Annotated in this window: 17 protein-coding genes and 1 tRNA gene; 12 read left to right on the top strand and 6 right to left on the bottom strand. The window is 69.7% G+C overall.

From position 1 onward, the window contains the following. Entirely contained in the window at positions 1–1503 is a 1503-nt protein-coding gene (locus A3Q40_RS14860) for a threonine/serine ThrE exporter family protein (RefSeq protein WP_201133089.1), read from the bottom strand. A 298-nt stretch (positions 1504–1801) separates the two neighbouring features. Here A3Q40_RS14860 and A3Q40_RS14855 point away from each other — a divergent pair, with 298 nt between their 5' ends. From A3Q40_RS14855 to A3Q40_RS14845, 3 genes are all read left to right on the top strand, one after another. Next, entirely contained in the window at positions 1802–2884 is a 1083-nt protein-coding gene (locus tag A3Q40_RS14855) for a GGDEF domain-containing protein (protein WP_068103288.1), read from the top strand. A gap of 25 nt (positions 2885–2909) precedes the next feature. Continuing rightward, a tRNA-Thr gene (locus A3Q40_RS14850) sits at positions 2910–2984 on the top strand. 133 nt (positions 2985–3117) lie between these two features. After that, positions 3118–4386, top strand: a complete 1269-nt coding sequence (locus tag A3Q40_RS14845; protein ID WP_068103286.1) for an amidohydrolase — start codon at positions 3118–3120, stop codon at positions 4384–4386. Here the strand turns inward: A3Q40_RS14845 and A3Q40_RS14840 are convergent. The 4 genes from A3Q40_RS14840 to A3Q40_RS14825 all read right to left on the bottom strand — a co-directional run bounded on the left by A3Q40_RS14840 (position 4383) and on the right by A3Q40_RS14825 (position 7603). Next, a complete protein-coding gene (locus A3Q40_RS14840) occupies positions 4383–5030 on the bottom strand; it encodes a trimeric intracellular cation channel family protein (protein WP_068103284.1) in 648 nt (215 codons plus the stop codon). The two genes, A3Q40_RS14845 and A3Q40_RS14840, sit on opposite strands and share 4 nt — an antisense overlap. A 103-nt stretch (positions 5031–5133) precedes the next feature. After that, positions 5134–6759 carry a solute symporter family protein gene (locus A3Q40_RS14835; protein ID WP_068103282.1) on the bottom strand — a complete coding sequence of 542 codons (1626 nt, stop codon included), beginning with the start codon at positions 6757–6759 and terminating at the stop codon, positions 5134–5136. Then, complete coding sequence (locus A3Q40_RS14830; RefSeq protein WP_068103281.1) at positions 6756–7118, bottom strand: DUF485 domain-containing protein; 363 nt, start codon at positions 7116–7118, stop codon at positions 6756–6758. Before A3Q40_RS14830 ends, A3Q40_RS14835 begins: the two co-directional genes overlap by 4 nt. Beyond that, the gene (locus A3Q40_RS14825) at positions 7115–7603 is read right to left on the bottom strand and encodes a nuclear transport factor 2 family protein (RefSeq protein WP_068106335.1); all 489 of its coding nucleotides are present in this window, start codon (positions 7601–7603) and stop codon (positions 7115–7117) included. Before A3Q40_RS14825 ends, A3Q40_RS14830 begins: the two co-directional genes overlap by 4 nt. 178 nt (positions 7604–7781) lie before the next feature. Here A3Q40_RS14825 and A3Q40_RS14820 point away from each other — a divergent pair, with 178 nt between their 5' ends. The 9 genes from A3Q40_RS14820 to A3Q40_RS14780 all read left to right on the top strand — a co-directional run bounded on the left by A3Q40_RS14820 (position 7782) and on the right by A3Q40_RS14780 (position 17343). After that, positions 7782–8432 carry a TetR/AcrR family transcriptional regulator gene (locus A3Q40_RS14820; RefSeq protein ID WP_068103279.1) on the top strand — a complete coding sequence of 217 codons (651 nt, stop codon included), beginning with the start codon at positions 7782–7784 and terminating at the stop codon, positions 8430–8432. A 69-nt stretch (positions 8433–8501) separates the two neighbouring features. Beyond that, entirely contained in the window at positions 8502–9692 is a 1191-nt protein-coding gene (locus A3Q40_RS14815) for an acyl-CoA dehydrogenase family protein (protein WP_068103277.1), read from the top strand. Next, positions 9689–10498 (top strand): hypothetical protein, encoded by an 810-nt coding sequence (locus tag A3Q40_RS14810; RefSeq protein WP_068103276.1) that lies wholly within the window; start codon positions 9689–9691, stop codon positions 10496–10498. The genes A3Q40_RS14815 and A3Q40_RS14810 overlap by 4 nt, the downstream gene beginning before the upstream one ends. Further along, entirely contained in the window at positions 10495–11349 is an 855-nt protein-coding gene (locus A3Q40_RS14805) for an alpha/beta fold hydrolase (RefSeq protein WP_068103274.1), read from the top strand. Before A3Q40_RS14810 ends, A3Q40_RS14805 begins: the two co-directional genes overlap by 4 nt. Continuing rightward, positions 11304–13046 (top strand): AMP-binding protein, encoded by a 1743-nt coding sequence (locus A3Q40_RS14800; protein ID WP_068103272.1) that lies wholly within the window; start codon positions 11304–11306, stop codon positions 13044–13046. The genes A3Q40_RS14805 and A3Q40_RS14800 overlap by 46 nt, the downstream gene beginning before the upstream one ends. Continuing rightward, entirely contained in the window at positions 13024–14268 is a 1245-nt protein-coding gene (locus tag A3Q40_RS14795; RefSeq protein WP_068103270.1) for an acetyl-CoA C-acetyltransferase, read from the top strand. The genes A3Q40_RS14800 and A3Q40_RS14795 overlap by 23 nt, the downstream gene beginning before the upstream one ends. Next, positions 14265–15479 (top strand): CoA transferase, encoded by a 1215-nt coding sequence (locus A3Q40_RS14790; protein WP_068103269.1) that lies wholly within the window; start codon positions 14265–14267, stop codon positions 15477–15479. Before A3Q40_RS14795 ends, A3Q40_RS14790 begins: the two co-directional genes overlap by 4 nt. Further along, the gene (locus A3Q40_RS14785) at positions 15476–16360 is read left to right on the top strand and encodes an HpcH/HpaI aldolase/citrate lyase family protein (protein WP_068103267.1); all 885 of its coding nucleotides are present in this window, start codon (positions 15476–15478) and stop codon (positions 16358–16360) included. The genes A3Q40_RS14790 and A3Q40_RS14785 overlap by 4 nt, the downstream gene beginning before the upstream one ends. Next, positions 16357–17343 (top strand): MaoC family dehydratase, encoded by a 987-nt coding sequence (locus A3Q40_RS14780; protein ID WP_068103266.1) that lies wholly within the window; start codon positions 16357–16359, stop codon positions 17341–17343. Before A3Q40_RS14785 ends, A3Q40_RS14780 begins: the two co-directional genes overlap by 4 nt. Here A3Q40_RS14780 and A3Q40_RS21025 read toward each other — a convergent pair. Further along, positions 17324–17458, bottom strand: a complete 135-nt coding sequence (locus tag A3Q40_RS21025) for a hypothetical protein (protein ID WP_256365864.1) — start codon at positions 17456–17458, stop codon at positions 17324–17326. The two genes, A3Q40_RS14780 and A3Q40_RS21025, sit on opposite strands and share 20 nt — an antisense overlap. Positions 17459–17494: the final 36 nt, after the last annotated feature.

Genomic DNA, 17494 nt, shown 5'->3' with positions numbered 1-17494 from the left:
TCAGCGCTCTCCGTCCCACCGGCCGTCCATGGGCTTCCGGTTGCGGATGGGCAGCAGTGATCGCACGGCGTCCGGGCGCTTGATCCGTCGAGCGTCCGGACGCACCAGTTTCAGAGACGGGCGACGCAGCGATCCGGCCCGCTCGACGATGCGCGGCCGGCGCAGCGTCCGCGCCCCCCATTCCCCCAGGGTGACTCCACCCGCCAGCGCACCGCCCGTTCCCAGCGCGGCCAGCAGGGCGCTCATGCCCAGCAGCGTCTGATCGCCGAGGAGGGCGAACAGCCCTCGGTAGACCGAGAGGCCGGGCAGCAGCGGCGTGATGCCCGCGACGGCCACGATCAGCGGCGGAATCAGCGCGCGACGGGCGAGCAGACCGCCGACGAAGCCGACCACCGTCGCGGCGATCGCGCTCGAGAGCACGGGGCCGAACCCCACCTGCTGCGCGATCAGGAAGAACAACGCGCCCGCGAATCCGCCGGCGAACGCCGCGGAGAGACCCCGCTGCTCCGCATAGCAGGCCAGGGCATAGAACGCCGACGCCACGGCACCCGCGAGCACCTTCGTCGGCACCTCGGTGATGTCCGGGGGAGCGACGTTGCTCAGCACGGGAAGCTCCGCGCCGAGCAGGGCGGCGAGCCGGAGCGTCGTCGCGACGCCCGCGATGATGCCGCCGGTCATCATGAGGAGTTCGAAGAACCGGGCCGCCGCGGTGATGGGAGCGCCGGTGATGGCGTCCTGCACCGAGCCCACCAGTGACAGACCCGAGAGCAGCACGGTCACTCCGGCCGCGATGATCTGCGACGGGGAGATCGAGATGCCCAGCTCGGCCTGATACGAGTAGAGCGTGATCGCCGGCGCCGAGGCGATGAACCCGCCCACCACCTGCTGGAAGAAGAACGGGAGACCGGCGCGGTTGAGGACGCGGCCGACTCGATCGATCACCATCGTGGTGAGGAAGCTGACCACGGCCACCAGAACCCCACCGCCGAGCAGCACCGAGATCGACGCCGCCATCCCCGCCCAGGCGAGCGTGGCGATCCAGCGGTTGTAGGGATGGGGGGCGGTGATGATGTCGTCGAGCTCCGCCAGGGCGTCCGACGGCGTCGGCACCTGCAAGCGGATCTTGCGCGCGAGGCCGTCGACGGCGGCCAGGCGCGTGAAGTCCATCGACCGGTAGTGGACGATGCGCATGGTGCTCGCCGGCGGGAGCGTGGGGCCACGGTAGGCGCTGATGGTGATCGAGTTGTACGTCACGTCCACGTCGCAGCGGTTCAACCCGTACGTCGCGGCGACGAACTGCACCTGGGCCGCGGTGTCGATGGCGCCGGTGCCCGCCGCAAGCGTCACCTCGCCGACACGGACGGCGAGGTCGAGAACCTCGGCCACGGACGCATCGTCCGTGAGATCGATGGGCTTGAGCGGGCTCGGAGCGCCCGCCGGGGTGTCGACGATGGCCCGTCGTTCGCCGGTCATCCGGCGCAATGTCGACGTCAGGCCCTGCAGGAACGTCATGCCTCTCTCTCGGCCGTCGAAGGGGTGTGCGGGGGTGATCGCTGAAGGTGCTCTCGCTTGGAGAAGGTACCGGCCCCGCCTGTGTGTTCCCTGGTCCGGGGCGTCGTCTCGGCGCCCGCCGTGACCCGCTCGACGGGGCGGGCTCGGTGACGGTTTCCGGTGCGAAACCCGGACCTGGTACCGAAATGGCTCGGGCCGTTGTTCCGTGTGCTTGAATCCCGAACACGAGACTGTGGTGCGGGTGCAACAGCGCGCCCGTCGGGCGCCCGCGAGGAGAACTGGTGGCGGCGTGAGCGCACTGAGGGACTGGTGGTCGGCGACGCCCGACTACGACTGGATCCGCGATTACCATCGCGCCCATCCGCTGTTGCGTCGGGCGCCGTACGTCACGGCGGCCGGGTGTTTCCTCGTCGCGATCATCGCCGTCGTTCTGGTGTTCTCGCCCGTGGCCAACGGAGCGACGGTCCAGTTGTTGATCGCTGCGGCGAGCGCCGTCGGGGCCGGCTGCTGGTGGGCGCGCGGGACGTTCCCGAGCCGCCGGGGCTCGCTCGCCTTCATCGCCTACGCCGGCATCACCATCCCCGTCGGCATTCTGTCGACGCCACCGAGCACCCTCAGTCTCTACGCGGTCGCGATCATGGTGACCGTCGGCAACTACGTGACGGCGATGCACGACGCGCGGGTGTTCGTGGCGCAGGAGGCGTGGTCGCTCCTCGTGGCCGTGGTGGTCTTCGCCCGGGTGCTTTCCGCCGGTGTCGCACCGGCCCCCGAGGTGATCGCCACATTCGTTCTGGTGCTCGGACTGCTGTTCACCGCGTCGACTCTCAACCACGTCTTCCTCACGGCGCTGCGGAACGACGCCTCGCGCGCCTTGTTCGATCAGCTGACCGGTCTGCGCAACCGACGAGGGATGCACACCGCCGTCGCGGCGCTGATGAGGGACCACCGACCGGACCACCTGTCCGTCCTCTGCCTGGACCTCGACGCGTTCAAATCCGTCAACGACCGATTCGGCCACGCCGTCGGCGACGAGGTTCTGCGCGCCACGGCCGCGCGGATCGAGGAACTCAGCCCACCCGGCGCCGTCTCCGCGCGACTGGGCGGCGAGGAGTTCGCCGTCGTGGTGCCCGGCGACGACGCCCGAGCCTTCGCGCGGTCCCTGGTCACCGAGATCCACCGGGCGAACGACCGTACCCCGGTGACGGCGTCCGTCGGCGTCGCCGTCGAGGACGTCGCCGACTGGGACGGACTGTGTCCCACCATGCTCGGCCGACTGCTCGACCGCGCCGACCTCGCCATGTACCGCGCCAAGCGGGACGGGGGCAACAACGTCGTGGTCGACGGGACAGGCGCGACGGACGGGCCGTTATGATGGCCGCGTCCGGTTCGCCGGGCGCGCCTCCTTAGCTCAGTGGTAGAGCACTCGCCTTGTAAGCGAAAGGTCGTCAGTTCAATCCTGACAGGGGGCTCCATTGCGCCTGTCACCAGCGGTTCAGACGGTGTCGCGTCTCCACTCCATCGAAACCACCGGCGCGGACGACGATGTCTTCGGACCCCGACCGCGGCGGTCGGTGCAAGCGCGCGCCGGGCGTAGGGTCGACGGCCATGACCACCGAGAAGCTTCTGCGCGGACTCGACGACGTACGGGCCTGGCAGGAGGACTTCTACCGGGACCTGCACGCCCATCCGGAGCTGTCGGGTCAGGAGACGAGGACGGCGGGGCGGGTCGCCGAACGGCTTCGCCGCGACGGTCTCGAGGTCACCGAGAACATCGGCGGTACCGGGTTGATCGGCGTGCTTCGCAACGGTGAGGGCCCGACCGTGCTCCTGCGTGCGGACATGGACGCTCTCCCGGTGCGAGAGGACACCGGCCTGGACTACTCCAGTTCCGTCACGACGACCGACGCTGACGGCGAGTCCGTGCCGGTGATGCATGCCTGCGGTCACGACGTCCATGTCGCCTGTTTGCTGGGTGCGGCCGCTCTGTTCTCCGCCACGCGAGATGCGTGGAACGGGACCGTCGTCGCGTTGTTCCAGCCGGCCGAGGAGACCGCCGTCGGTGCGACGAGCATGGTCGACGGTGGCCTGGCGGAGCTGCTTCCGCCGGTGGACGTCGCGCTCGCGCAGCACGTACTGCCCGCTCCCGCAGGGCGTCTCGGCACCCGCAGGGGCGCGGTGCTCTCGGCCGCAGACAGCATGCGCATCACGGTCTACGGCCGCGGCTCGCACGGTTCGATGCCGCAGGCGGCCGTCGATCCCGTCGTCCTCGCGGCCATGATCGTGATCAGGCTGCAGACCATCGTGTCGCGCGAGGTCGCACCGACCGAGACGGCACTGGTCACCGTCGGGAGCGTGCGGGCGGGGTCCAAGAGCAATGTCATCAGTGATCGCGCCGTGCTGGAGCTGAACATCCGCACGTACAGCGACGCGGTACGCGCCGCGGTATTGGCCGCCATCGAGCGCATCGTGGTCGCGGAGTGCGACGCGTCGGGATCGCCGCGTCGGCCGGACTTCGAGCTGTTCGACTCGTTCCCTCTCACCGAGAACGACGACGCGACGACGGACCGAGTCGCAGCGGCCTTCGCGGACCACTTCGGCGACGCGGTGGTCGAGATGGCACCGCAGTCCGCCAGTGAGGATTTCAGCGACATCCCGGTCGCGCTCGGTGTGCCGTACACCTACTGGGGACTCGGGGGCATCGACGCCGACCTCTACGAGTCCGCCTTAGCGAAAGGCACCGTCGGGTCGGACATCCCGGTCAATCACGCCGCGAATTTCGCGCCGGTGATCCAGCCGACGCTCGACACGGGCACGGCTGCACTCGTGGTCGCCGGCATGGCGTGGCTGGGCGAGTCCGACGGCGGAACTGCTTAGCGGTCCCCGCCGGGCGTGCGCCAGATCGACGGGGGCGGCGGGGCGTTCCACTCGCGCCGGGCACTGACGACGCGGATGACGACGCAGACGAGTACCGCACCGACGGCGGACAGGGTGCCGTACACCTCGAGACGCACGGACAGGACGGCGAGTGCGGCAGCGATCATGGCCGGGATGGCGTAGAGCTCGGCACGAAAGACCGTGGGGACCTGCCCCGTCATGACGTCTCTGATCGTTCCACCGCCCACGCCCGAGATGACCCCGAGCGCGAGCGCGGGTGCCACTCCGAGGCCCGTGTCGAGTGCCTTGCTCGCACCCAGGACCGCGAACACCCCCAGACCCACCGCGTCGAACAGCAGGATCGACGTACCGATTCTGTCGAGCAGTCGGTTCAGCAGGTAGGCGATGAGAGCTCCGGCGATCGCCAACGCGAAGTATCGCCAGTCGCGGAAGGTGGCCGGTGGGGCCTCACCGAGACAGAGGTCGCGGATCACGCCGCCGCCGAGCGCCGTGGTCATGCCCAGGGCGACGACCCCGACCACGTCGAGTCTCGTGGCGCGGATGGCAGTCAGCGCGCCGTTCAGGGCGAAGACGAACGTTCCCGAGAGGTCGAGGACGGTGAAGAGGGTGGGATCGGGAGACACCGCGCATGCTTAGCACGCGTGGTGCGGAGCGTAACTCGGAGCACGGTCCCCGCCGACGGCCGTGCGAGCGTCGGCGAGGACCACGCGGACACACCGGGTGGGGTCAGGCCACCGAGGAGCGTTCGGCACCCCATCCGGTCTCGGCGCGGACGACCATCTCGGCGAAGCGCTCGTCTCGATCGAGATCGCTGCCCTGGCGTCGTGTCTGCACCAGCGAGGCGACGATGGCGGCCGCGGCGCCGAGGGGCATCGTGATGACGACGGGAAGTTGGAGGCCCAGCGGAGCGGGGCCGTCGCCGAACCACAGAGCCTCGGTGAACATCAGACTGACGACGGTCGACACCAGTCCCACCGAAATTCCCCAGACGGCACCGCTGCTGGTGAACCCGCGCCAGTTCAACGAGAGCAACAGGCTCGGCAGGTGGGCGCTGCCGGCGACCATGAACGCCATGCCCATGAAGTATGTGATGTTGGTGGAATCGCCGATCATCATGGTCAGGACGACGGCGAGGGCGCTGATCGCCACGGCCCCGTAGCGGGCGATCCGCGCGTCGCGGGCGTCGTCGTTCCTCGACGGCTCCGCGGTGGATCCCGCGACGACGCGGGTCCTTTCGCGACGAGACAGACTGGGCCAGACGTCCCGCGCGAACGTTCCTGCGGCGGAGATGACGACGCCGGCCACGACCGCGACGATGCTAGCGAAGGCCACGGCCGCCACCAGGGCGAGTGCGATGGATCCGCCGACGGTTCCGGGCCCGCCGCCCAGTTCGGTCACCAGCACCGGGGCGGCGAGGTTGCCACCGGGGCCGACCTGCTGCGGACCGTCGGGCCCGAGCACGGCCGCGGCGCCGAAGCCCATGACGATGACGATGAGGTAGAACATGCTGCACAGGCCCACGGTCCAGCCGATGGACTTGCGCGCGGTGCTCGCCTCCGGAACGGTGAAGAACCGAATGAGGATGTGCGCCATGCCCGCCGTGCCCAATGCGAAGGCCAGCGAGTAGGACACGAGGTTCAGCACTCCCGTCTCGCCGAATATCAACCCGGGAGTGAGGATCGCATCCCCGGCTGCGGCGTTGCGGGTCGCGTTGTCCAGCATGGCGGGGATGCCGAAACCGAAGCGCGCCAGTACGCCGGCGCCGACGACGATCGCCAGCGTGGCGAGGATCGTGGACTTGATCACCTGGACCCACGTGGTTGCGAGCATGCCGCCCACGAACACGTAGACGCCCATCAGCGTCCCGGCGACCACCACGGACAGCCCGAACGGGATACCGGACACCGACTGCAGCAGGACCCCGGCCGCGACGAGCTGTGCCAGCAGGACGAAGGTGCCGGTGGTGATCGTGCTCAGTGCGACCACGACGCGCACCCGCCGTGCGCCGGTGCGGAAGACGAGAACGTCGGCGAGCGTGTACTTTCCGACGTTGCGCATCTTCTCGGCGAGGAAGAACAGCACCGGGAGGAACGAGACCACCGACGTGCAGAGAATCACCGCCCCGTCGATGCCCTGGTAGAAGATCAGCCCGGTGGTTCCGAGGAAGCTGCCGGCCGAGATGAACTCGCCGGCGATCGCGAATCCGTTCTGCCACCCGGTGATCGACCGTCCGGCGGCGAAGAATCCGTCGGCGCTTCGAGAGCGCCGAGAGGCGGCGAACGTCACCCAGAGCGTCAGGGAGATGACGGCAACACAGACGCCGACGGCGAGGAAATTGGTGTCCGAGTTCATGATCGGGGGCCTCCGAGCTCCGAGGTGAGGGCGGTGATGCGCGTGGAGTCGGTGCGGTGGTCGGTGAGGGCGTCGACCGCGGCGTCGACCGCCGGGCCCACATAGGTCCGGGAGAACCGGAAGTACGCCCACACGAGAACCCAGGTGCCGGCGAACTGGGAGAACACGATCCACAGGGAGAGCGGGACGTCGAACGGACGCGTCTCGCCCAGTTCCTCCGGGAATGCCGCGAATCCGACGAGGAATCCGGCGAACAACAGTGCAGCGACGGCGCCGAGCGTCGCGGTCAGGACGCGGCGCCGACGACGCAGCTCGACCAACTCGGGGAGGCGCAGGACCTCCGACCACGTCGTCGTCATCGCGTCACCGCCGCAGCGCGTGCCGACTCGAGCCCGAACCTGCCGTCGGCCCACCCGTCCGCGAGCGGACCGAAGAAGTGGAACCGCACCTGCTTGACGCGGTAGAGCCACCGGCCGTCGACCTTGACGAGGCTGTCGGTGTATCGGCCCGCGGCGATGGTTGCGGTGCCGTCGAGGGCGCACGGCTGCCAGAGGAAGGATCGAGCGACGGCAGTGTCACCCTCGAGCTCGATCTCGAGGTTGGTCACGAAGTGCCAGAACTCGGTGAGCCCGCCGGACTCCAGTCCGGCGAAGAACTCGGCCATCGCCGGCTTGCCGACCGGATGGGAGAGCCCGTCGAACTCGCCGTCCTCGGTGAAAAGGGACAACAGATCGTCCCAGTTCCCGTCGTCGAGATGGCGGCAGTACTGCGCGTCGAGCAGCCGGATCGCCTCGAGATCCTCGAGGCGGGTGAGCCGCTCGGCCACGGTGTCGGGGTGAGTCATGAGGTCGCTTTCTCGAATGGTGCGTCGCCGATCGTCGCGCACGTCGGCAAGGAGGTCGGTGCGCTGTAAGGTTAACGATCGTTCACTTGGCGGCACCGTAACCTTGAGTGCGGCGCGCGGTCAACCCTCGGCATCGGCGCCGGTAGCCGACCCGGCAGCCGGGATCTACAGTTCGGTCATGAACACACGAACACCCGATGCGGGTTCCGGGGGCGTGCGGCAACGTATTCTCGACACCGCCCTTCGGGACTTTCACGAGTCCGGCTTCCATGCCGCCACCGTGCGAAACATCGCCAAACATGCTGGTTGTAGTGCTGCCAACGTCTACAACCACTTCGAGAACAAGGACGAGATCCTCGTCGAGATCCTGCGTTCGGCCAGCGACGAGCAGTTCACCGCCACCCGGAACGCCGTTCGCCGTGCGTCGCCGACGCCCCCGGCTCGCTGGGCGGCCGCGGTGCGAGCGCACGCGCTGTACACGGCGACCAACTCGCGAGAATGCCTAGTGGCGAACACCGAGCTTCGCTACCTCCAGGAAGTCGACCGCAAACGCGTGGTCGGCTCACGCGACGCCCAGGAACATCAGTTCGTGATGCTGGCAGAAGCTGGCGTGAGCAGCGGGGACTTCCGGATCGACCGTGTCCACACGGCCGTCACCGCGGTCCTGTCGATGTGTGCCGGGATCGCTCTGTGGTTCCGCGCCGACGGGCCGTTGACGGCCGTGCAGGTCGCCGACACGTACGCGGGTTACGCCCTGAGCCTGGTCGGTTTCCCGGGTGGGAGCGGCGCCGCACCCGTTGACGCCGAGGCAGCCGACATGCTCTCATGAGGTGAACGGGCGTTAATCTCGGCGTCCGCCCACGTCAGTCCCTGGCGTTCGAGCCCGAAGGAGCGCGCCATGACCCACCGGCCGTCGCAACCACGAACCGACTCACCGCGGTACCTGACCGAGGACCGGCTGGCCATCCGCGACCTGGCGCGGGAATTCGCGATGGAGCGCGTCCTCCCCGTGGCCAATGAACTCGACCCGGTCCAGGGCACCATCCCGGTCTCTCTGAAGAAGGAGATGTCCGAAATGGGGTTCTTCGGGATCATGATTCCGGAGGAGCACGGGGGTCTCGGTCTCGGCGTCTTCGAGTACTGCCTGGTGGCCGAGGAACTCTCCCGCGCATGGATGAGCGTGTCCGGACTCCTCGCGCGCGGCAACGGCATGGGCGGTGGATTCACCCCCGAGCAGGAAGCGGCGCTGCTTCCTCGGGTGGCCGCCGGCGACTACCTCGGCGCCTACGCATTGTCCGAGGCCGAGGCGGGGTCCGACGTCGCCAACATCTCCTGCCGAGCGGTGCGTGACGGTGACGACTGGGTGGTGAACGGCACCAAGATGTGGTGCACCTACGCCGACGAGGCCGACTACCTCGTGCTGTTCGCCCGCACCGATCCCGCGAAGGACCCCGCGAAGCCGCACCGCGGCATCTCGGCCTTCCTGGTCGACAAGGAACGCGGGGTCCTGCCGGACGGCATCAGCGGCACCAAGATTCGCAAGATCGGTTATTTCGGGTGGAACACCTGGGAACTGTCGTTCGACGGCTTCCGTGTGCCGGCCGCGAACATGCTCGGCGAGGAAGGCAAGGGCTTCTACCTCGCGGTCAGTGGACTCGAGGTCGGCCGAGCCCACACCGCCGCCCGTGCCATCGGTCTCGCGCGCGCGGCACTCGAGGACTCGATCGCCTACCTGCACACGCGGCGGCAATTCGGCAAGCCGCTCGCGGACTTTCAGCACCTGCGCTTCAAGTTGGCCGCCATGGCCGCGGACATCGAGGCGGCACGGCAGCTCATGTACTCGGTCGCCACCGACATCGACACCGGACGACGGTGCTCGCTCGAAGCCTCGATGTGCAAGCTCGTGGCCACCGAGATGGCCGAGAGGGTCACCAGCGAGGCCGTCCAGATCCACGGCGGCGCCGGATACACCACCGACTTCCAGGTCGAACGGCACTGGCGCGACGCCCGGTTGACCAAGATCTTCGAAGGCACCAGCGAAATCCAGATGCGCATCATCTCCGACGAGTTGCTGGGACGGCAGGGATGACCGCCGCACTGTCCGGCGCCGCCACCGCGACCGTCGGCGAACGACACACCGTCGCCGCCGAACGGTCCGTCGCCGACATTCTCGGCGGCGTCGGCATCACGGTGCGCTCGTCCTCGTCTGCCCTCGGCGCGTTGCTCGCCGACGCCCTGGTCCCGCCGCCCGCCGGCGCTCGCGTCGTCGCCTCCCACTGGGTGTCCGGAACCGAGCCCGAATCGATCGGAACGGGCACCATCGGGGCCACCACCCTGATTACTCGGGTTCGGGCGGGCGCGACGGTGGATCGCACCGTGACGCTCGTCGGCCCCAGCGGATCGGTGGTCGCTCGGGGACAGCAGACCCTCCAGTGGCCGACCTCGCTGACGCCGTCGCCGACCACCGACTTCTGCACCACCGCGTGGGCACAGCTGGTGCGCGAGTCCCTCGCCGCCGACCCCGACTTCACCCTCCCGCTCTCCACCTGGGACGGATCGATTGCACTGCGCTGCAACGATATCGACGGGGCACGCGAGGTGCAGTTGCGCATCTATCGAGGGTCGGTGATCGACGTGGCGGCCCGAACCCCCGCGGGTGCGACGTTCACGTTCGTGGCCACCGCCGAGCAGTGGTGCGACATCGCGTTCGCCCCACGCGACGATTTCCTGCGTCGCGCCATCGCCGGTGAGTACTCCTCCGCCGGCAACGGTTACGAGTACGTGCGCCTCACCCGAGCGCTCTCGGTGATCGTGTCGCACGTTCGGGCGCTCGTCGGCCGCCGCGACGGCGGGACGGCGCTCGGCCACCGCCGCGAGGAAGGAACACAGTCATGATCGAGGCGCGCTACGTTCCGATTCGGAACGCCCTGCTGTTCGTCGAGATCCACACACCCGACGACGTCGGCATCGGGGAGTTGCCCACCGTGGTGTGCCTGCACACCGCCGGGCAGAGCGGCGTCCAGTGGCGCCACGCCGCCCCGGACCTGGCGCGCGCGGGATACCGGGTCCTGGTTCCGGATCTGCCCGGGCACGGACGGTCCGAGCCGGCCGTCGACGGACCGGTCACCGACCTCGGTGTGTACGCCGACACGATCGGCGATCTCCTGGACGTGCTCGGCGTCGATCGCCCGTTCGTCATCGGGTGCTCCATCGGCGGCAAGATCACGCTCGATCTGGCGCTGCGCCCGGAGCGGCCCCTGGCCGGTGCCGTCGCACTCGAGGCCGACACGGCCCCCGGCCACGTCAACGTCCGGGGTCTCCGACGCGAGCTCGACGACATCGCGTCGCCGTCGCGGGCGGACAGAACGTACCTCGGCACACTGGCCTCCGTCGGGGGGTGCGTCACCGACGAGGTCGCCCGCCGCATCGCCACGATGCACAAGCGCGAGGACCCCGAAATCTCCTCGTCGGATCTGATCGGCTGGGGAACGCACGACCTCCGTGCCCGCCACGACCGACTCACCTGCCCCCTCCACCTGGCCGTGGGCGACCAGGACTGCTGGGTCGACGCCGACGCCATCGAGCGCACCGCGGCGACAATCGCTGCGGCCTCGACACATCCGGTCCGGTTCACGCCTCTCGAAGCCGTCGGCCACTACCCCATGGAGGAGATCGAGAACTTCGGCGCCCTCGCACACCGATGGCTCACCGCCCTCACCTCGAACTCCGCGGTGAGTGCGCCGTGACCGCCCGTACGCTCGCCGCCCTGCTCGACGATCTGGTCACCCTCGACCCCGCCGCGCCCGCGCTGTACGACGTCACGGACGGCGGCGTCGTCGTGATCGACCGGGCTGCACTGCGCGCTCGCGTCGAGGTGCTGACCGACGAACTCCGCCGAGCCGGGGTCGCCGGCGGGCACTGTATCGCCGTCCATCTCCCCAACTGGTCGGACACCGTCGTCTGGCAGTTCGCCGCGGCGTCGGTGGGGGCGCATGTCATCGGCGTGAACACGCGCTACAACTCCGGCGAGATCGCCCACATCCTCACCTCCGCGCGTCCCGCCGTCGTCGCCATCGCCCCGAACTTCCACGATCTCGATCTGCTGGGCCGCCTCCGTACCGCCCTCGACGCAGTCGAGATCCCGGCTCCCGTCCTCGCTGTCGTGCCCGGACCGAGTGCGTCTGCACCGCAGGACATCTCGACCTTCGACGTGGGTGCAGGGTGTTGGACGGCGGAGTCCGGCGTCGTCGACACCCTGCGAACGCCGCCGCCGGTCGACACCGCGGCATTCACCGCGGCCGGTCGCCGTGGAACGTCCGCGGACCGTCTCGCCGTCGCGTTCACGACGTCCGGGTCCACCGGCACGCCGAAACTCGCAGCTCACCGCGAGTCCGCGGTCGTCGCGCACGCGGTGGCGGATGCTCTCGGCATGGGGGTGCGTCCCGGTGACGTGGCTCTCTGCGTTCTCCCGCTGTCGGGTGTCTTCGGGTTCAGCACCGCGATGGCCGCTCTCGCCGGCGGCGGCGCCGTCCTGATGGAATCGGTCTTCGACGCCGATGCCGTGGTGCGGCGAATGGCGGCGGTGGGGGTCACCCACGCCGTCGGCGGAGACGATCTGATGGGGCGGATCCACGACGTGTGGCAGGAACAGAACCCCCGCAGCGACCTCGGCGCCCTGCGCTGGATCGGCATCGCGGACTTCCTGGGCCGGTCCCACGCGTTGGCCACGTGGGCCCGCGAGTCCTTCGGAACCGTGACCACCGGGGTGTTCGGCTCCTCGGAAGTCTTCGCGCTGCTGCTGTTCTGGCACCAGGTCGACCCGGACCACGTCCGCTGGAACGGCGGGGGTCGGCCGGTGTCCGACGACATCGCGGTACGCATCGTCGACCCGGTGGACGACACACCGGTCCCGGTGGGTAGCCGCGGCGAGATCCAGGTCTGGGGGCCGACGGTCGTGGACGCCTACCTCGGCAATCCCGAAGCGGCCGCTCGGGCCTTCACCGACGACGGCTGGTTCCGGTCCGGCGACCTCGGCATCGCCACCGGAGACGGCGGTGTCACCTACGTCTGCCGGATGGGGGACGCGCTGCGCCTGCGCGGATTCCTCGTCGATCCGGCGGAGATCGAGCACCGACTCGCGGACCACCCGGACGTCGTGACCGCCAAGGTCGTCGGGATCGACGGACGCGGCGGCTACACCGAGGCGGTGGCCTTCGTGGTGCCGCGTCCCGGCGCCACCGCCACCGCCACCGAGTTCAAGCGGTGGTGCGGTGACGAACTGGCAGCCTTCAAGGTGCCGAGCGCCGTGCACGTGATCGAGCGCATGCCGACCACTGTGGGCGGCAACGGAAGCAAGATCAGGGCCGTGGAACTCCGCGAGTGGGCCCGCCAGTGGATCGACGAGGAAAGGGACTGCCGACATGTCGCCCCAGCGCGTCACTGAACGATCCGGAGACGACGTCGTCGTCTGCGAACCCATCCGCACGGCCGTCGGACGGTACGGCGGCGTCTTCACCGACGTTCCCGCCGCCGATCTGGCCGCCACGGTTCTCCGAGAGCTTGTGCAGCGCACCGCGATCGATCCGGCTGTCGTGGATGACGTCCTGTTCGGCCAGTGCTACCCGAACGGCGAGGCCCCGGCGATCGGTCGCGTCGCTGCGCTCGACGCGGGATTTCCGGTGACCGTGCCGGGCTTGCAACTCGATCGCCGCTGCGGGAGCGGCTTGCAGGCCGTGTTGGACGCCGCGATGCGGGTGCAGACGGGGGTCGCCGACGTGGTGATCGCCGGCGGCGTCGAATCGATGAGCCGCGCGGAGTACTACACCGAGTCGATGCGGTGGGGAGCCGAGGGGGCGCCTGCCGCGCTGCACGATCGCCTCGCCCGGGGCCGGGTCACGGCCGGGGGCCGTCATCATCCGGTGCCCGGCGGCATGCTGGAAACCGCGGAGAACCTGCGTCGGGAGTACGCGATCGAACGCCAGGAACAGGACCGCCTCGCCGCGGAATCGCACCGACGCGCCGTCGCCGCGATCGACAGCGGTGCGTTCGGCGAGGAGATAGTACCCGTCTCGGTTCCGCAGCGGCGCGGTGCGGACGTCGTCGTCGACCGGGACGAGCACCCCCGTCGCGACACCACCGCCGAATCCCTCGCCCGGTTGCGGCCGATCATGGGTCGAGAGGACGAGCATGCGACCGTCACCGCCGGCAACGCCAGCGGCCAGAACGACGGTGCCGCAGCCTGTCTGGTGACCACCCGTGCCACCGCTGAGCGGCTCGGCCTCGACGCCTACGTGCGTCTGGTCACCTGGGCGACAGCCGGTGTCGAGCCGTCCCGGATGGGTATCGGGCCCGTCCCGGCGACCGAGCGTGCCCTCGGCCGCGCCGGGCTGAGCCTGGCCGACATCGATCTGATCGAGCTGAACGAGGCCTTCGCCGCGCAGGCTCTCGCCTGCACCCGCGAATGGGGCTTCGGCACAGCCGATTTCGAGCGGACCAACGTGAACGGGTCGGGCATCTCCCTGGGGCACCCCGTCGGCGCCACGGGTGTCCGGATCCTCACCACCCTGGTGCGCGAGATGCGCCGTCGCGACGTGCGGTTCGGGATCGAGACGATGTGCATCGGCGGCGGTCAGGGTCTGACGGCAGTGTTCGAGCGCATCGCATGACCGACCGGAGCCTGCCGCTGTCCGGGGTGCGTGTGGTGGACCTCTGCAGTTTCGTCGCCGGCCCCACCGCCGGGCGCACCCTGGCCGAACTCGGTGCCGAGGTGGTTCGTGTCGATCCGATTCGCGGTGCCGTGGACGGTGATCGCTGGCCCGTCGACGATCACGGCGCCAGCTATTACTGGGCGGGCCTGAACCAGGCCAAGAAGTCGTTGACGGTCGATCTGCGCAGTGACGCCGGCCGCGCGCTGGTGGTGGAGCTGATCACGGGCCCCGGTGCCGACCGAGGGATCGTCCTCGACAATGCCGCGCACGCACCGTGGTTGGCGGACGAGGCACTGCGTGCTCGGCGCGCGGACCTGATCCACGTGCACATCTCGGGCACCGCGGACGGCTCGCCTGCCGTGGACTACACCGTCAACGCCGGACTCGGCATCCCCCGCATGACGGGACACACCGACTCGACTCGCCCCGTCAATCACGTTCTCCCCGCGTGGGATCTGCTCACGGGTGCCCAGGCCGCACTGGCCGTCGTCGCCGCCGTGCATCGACGGACCCGTACCGGGGAGGGAGCGTACGTCGACCTCGCCTTGGCGGACGTGGCGACATCCGCTGTCGCGAGTCTCGGCTGGATCGCCGAAGCGGAGGCCACGGGCTCGCCGCGCCCCCGCCAGGGAAATGCCTTGTTCGGCAGCTACGGTGACGATTTCGCCACCGCGGACGGGCACGCGGTCATGGTGGTCGGGCTGACCCCCGGGCAGTGGGCGGCTCTGGTGGAGGTGACCGACACCGGTGCGGTGCTCGCTGCCCTGCAGACCTACCTGAACGCCGACTTCTCCCGCGAGGCGGACCGCTACGCGGCCCGCGACGCGATCGGTGCGATCCTGCGGCCGTGGTTCGGCGCACGCACCCTCTCCGAGGTCACGGCCTCGTTCACGGGCACTCGGGTGCTCTGGAGTCCCTACCGCGACCTCACCGACGTCGTGGTCGAGGTCGCCCGAGGCGACACGGTCGTTCAACGGGTCGACCATCCTCGAATCGGCTCCATGCTCTCCCCGCGCTCTCCGATGCGGTGGTCCGGCCGCTATGCCGACGCCGCACCGGCTCCGGTCCTCGGCGGCGACACCGGCGAGGTTCTCTCCGAGTGGATGCAGTACGACGACACCCGCATCGCGGAGCTCGCCGCAGACGGCGTGGTCGGAGGCCCATCGTGACGGGCGGGACCGCCGCGTCCGTTCGGTCGACGGGGACGCCGCGACGCCGCGTCGTACTGGTCGTTCCCGCGTCCGACGAGCGGAAGGTGCTCTCCGCCCTGCGGGCGGACTGCGACGAGGTGATGCTCGATCTCGAGGACGCGGTGGTTCCTGCGGCCAAGACCGACGCTCGTGCACGGGCCGTGTCGGTCCTCGCCACGCGCACCGTTGCCGCGCCGACGGTGTCGGTGCGGATCAACGCACGCGGGACCAACGAGTACTACGACGATCTCGACGCGATGGCGTCGGCGCACCCCGCGACCGTCATGGTGCCCAAGGTGGACGGGCCCGACGATGTGCGCGACGCCGTTCGACGGCTGGGCGACGCGCCGACCGGGGTGCAGGCGCTGATCGAGACGGCGCGGGGACTCGACACGGTCGGCGAGATCGCCGCCGCTCACGCGCGCCTGCAGGCACTGGTGCTCGGCTACGCCGATCTCGGTGCCGATCTCGGACGCGCCCGAACATGTTCTCCCGCAAGCTGGCTGCACGTGCAGGACCGCGTGCTGATCGCGGCGCGCGCAGCCGGCATCCAGGCGGTCGACGGCCCCTACCTGGGAGTGCGTGACGATGCCGAGTTCCGCGTCGCCACCACCTGGACGCGCGATCTCGGCTTCGACGGAACGTGGGTCATCCATCCTGCCCAGATCGACTTCGCTCGTGCGACGTTCACGCCGTCGGACGACGACGTCGCCTACGCGCGCCGGGTGCTGGAGACCATGGCCGCCGCGGCCGGGGGCGCCGTCGCGCTGGACGGACGCATGCTGGACGAGGCGGTGGTGGTCGCCGCACGACGAACGCTGGCACGCGCCGGCGCCGAGACCGAAGGAAACGGAACATGAGCGGGACGACGCGGTTCGCGGGCGGGCCATGGTTCGACGAGTTGGTGCACGGGCAGGTGTTCGACACCGCCCCCGGCGTCACCCTGACCGACGGCCTCGCCGCCGTTCACCAGTCGATCCTCGGCGATCGACAGCGACTGCCGCTCGATCGCCACCTGGCCGCGAAGGTCACAGGCCAATCCGAGCCGATCGCGCATCCAGCGCTGGTCTGGGATGTGGCCATCGGCCAGTCGACCCTGGCCACCCACCACGTCAAGGCGAATCTGTTCTACCGCGGCTTGATCTTTCGTCGCTTCCCGCACCTCGGCGACACTCTGTCCACCCGAACCGAGGTGGTCGGACTGAAGGAGAACACCGTTCGGCCGGGTCGCCCGGCCACGGGTCTCGCCGCGCTGCGCATGGTCACCACCGATCAGCACGATCGCATCGTGCTGGATTTCCATCGGTGCGCCATGCTGCCCCTGGGTCCGGACGCCGGGCCCGACCGTGTCGTGCACGGGGACGACCTGTCCGCGGTGGGCGCCGACGCGCCGACCGTCGATGCCGACCCCGGGTGGAACCTCGACCCCGTCCGAACTCGATCCGTCGGCGACGATCCGGCGGTCGGAGACGTCGTGCGCAGCAGCGGTGACGTGGTCACCGGTGCGCCCGAGCTGGCCCGACTGTCCCTGAATCTGGCCGCCGTCCACCACGACGAGCGCGTGAGTGGCCGCCGGCTCGTCTACGGCGGACACACGATCGGACTCGCGCTCGCGCAGGCGACCCGCGCTCTGCCGGACCTGATCACGGTGCTCGGGTGGCGGTCCTGCGATCACACCGGGCCCGTGCACGAGGGCGACACCCTCACCAGCACTCTCGAGGTGCTCGCCGTTCGCCCGCACGGATCGGGTCGGGCCGTCGACCTCCGGTCGATCGTGCACTCTCACCGCGGCGGCGTCGAGAACCCGGTCCTCGACTGGCGGTTCACCGCTCTGCTGCCGTGACATCCGGGGTCGGAGCGGTGTCGGGGAGCGGATCGGCCGCGGCTACCGGGTAGGGGTGTCCGTCGAGCATCGACACCAGGTCGATGGGGCCGTACGGGGCGATCATCGTGCTCATGGCGTGGCGGTCCTTCTGGTCGTGCGTCGGATGGCG

Source organism: Rhodococcus sp. PBTS 1 (genome assembly GCF_001620025.1).
Taxonomy (GTDB): domain Bacteria; phylum Actinomycetota; class Actinomycetes; order Mycobacteriales; family Mycobacteriaceae; genus Rhodococcoides; species Rhodococcoides kroppenstedtii.
Note: the sequence above shows the minus strand (reverse complement) of the source record. Positions and strands in the feature narration are given on the sequence as shown.

What these genes read in the sequence shown, in the direction of transcription:
- A3Q40_RS14845 (WP_068103286.1), top strand. Translation starts at nt 3,118, where the DNA reads ATGACCACCGAGAAGCTTCTGCGCGGACTCGACGACGTACGGGCCTGG.
- A3Q40_RS14835 (WP_068103282.1), bottom strand. Translation starts at nt 6,759, where the DNA reads ATGAACTCGGACACCAATTTCCTCGCCGTCGGCGTCTGTGTTGCCGTC.
- A3Q40_RS14830 (WP_068103281.1), bottom strand. Translation starts at nt 7,118, where the DNA reads ATGACGACGACGTGGTCGGAGGTCCTGCGCCTCCCCGAGTTGGTCGAG.
- A3Q40_RS14825 (WP_068106335.1), bottom strand. Translation starts at nt 7,603, where the DNA reads ATGACTCACCCCGACACCGTGGCCGAGCGGCTCACCCGCCTCGAGGAT.
- A3Q40_RS14820 (WP_068103279.1), top strand. Translation starts at nt 7,782, where the DNA reads ATGAACACACGAACACCCGATGCGGGTTCCGGGGGCGTGCGGCAACGT.
- A3Q40_RS14815 (WP_068103277.1), top strand. Translation starts at nt 8,502, where the DNA reads ATGACCCACCGGCCGTCGCAACCACGAACCGACTCACCGCGGTACCTG.
- A3Q40_RS14810 (WP_068103276.1), top strand. Translation starts at nt 9,689, where the DNA reads ATGACCGCCGCACTGTCCGGCGCCGCCACCGCGACCGTCGGCGAACGA.
- A3Q40_RS14805 (WP_068103274.1), top strand. Translation starts at nt 10,495, where the DNA reads ATGATCGAGGCGCGCTACGTTCCGATTCGGAACGCCCTGCTGTTCGTC.
- A3Q40_RS14800 (WP_068103272.1), top strand. Translation starts at nt 11,304, where the DNA reads ATGGCTCACCGCCCTCACCTCGAACTCCGCGGTGAGTGCGCCGTGACC.
- A3Q40_RS14795 (WP_068103270.1), top strand. Translation starts at nt 13,024, where the DNA reads ATGTCGCCCCAGCGCGTCACTGAACGATCCGGAGACGACGTCGTCGTC.
- A3Q40_RS14790 (WP_068103269.1), top strand. Translation starts at nt 14,265, where the DNA reads ATGACCGACCGGAGCCTGCCGCTGTCCGGGGTGCGTGTGGTGGACCTC.
- A3Q40_RS14780 (WP_068103266.1), top strand. Translation starts at nt 16,357, where the DNA reads ATGAGCGGGACGACGCGGTTCGCGGGCGGGCCATGGTTCGACGAGTTG.
- A3Q40_RS21025 (WP_256365864.1), bottom strand. Translation starts at nt 17,458, where the DNA reads ATGAGCACGATGATCGCCCCGTACGGCCCCATCGACCTGGTGTCGATG.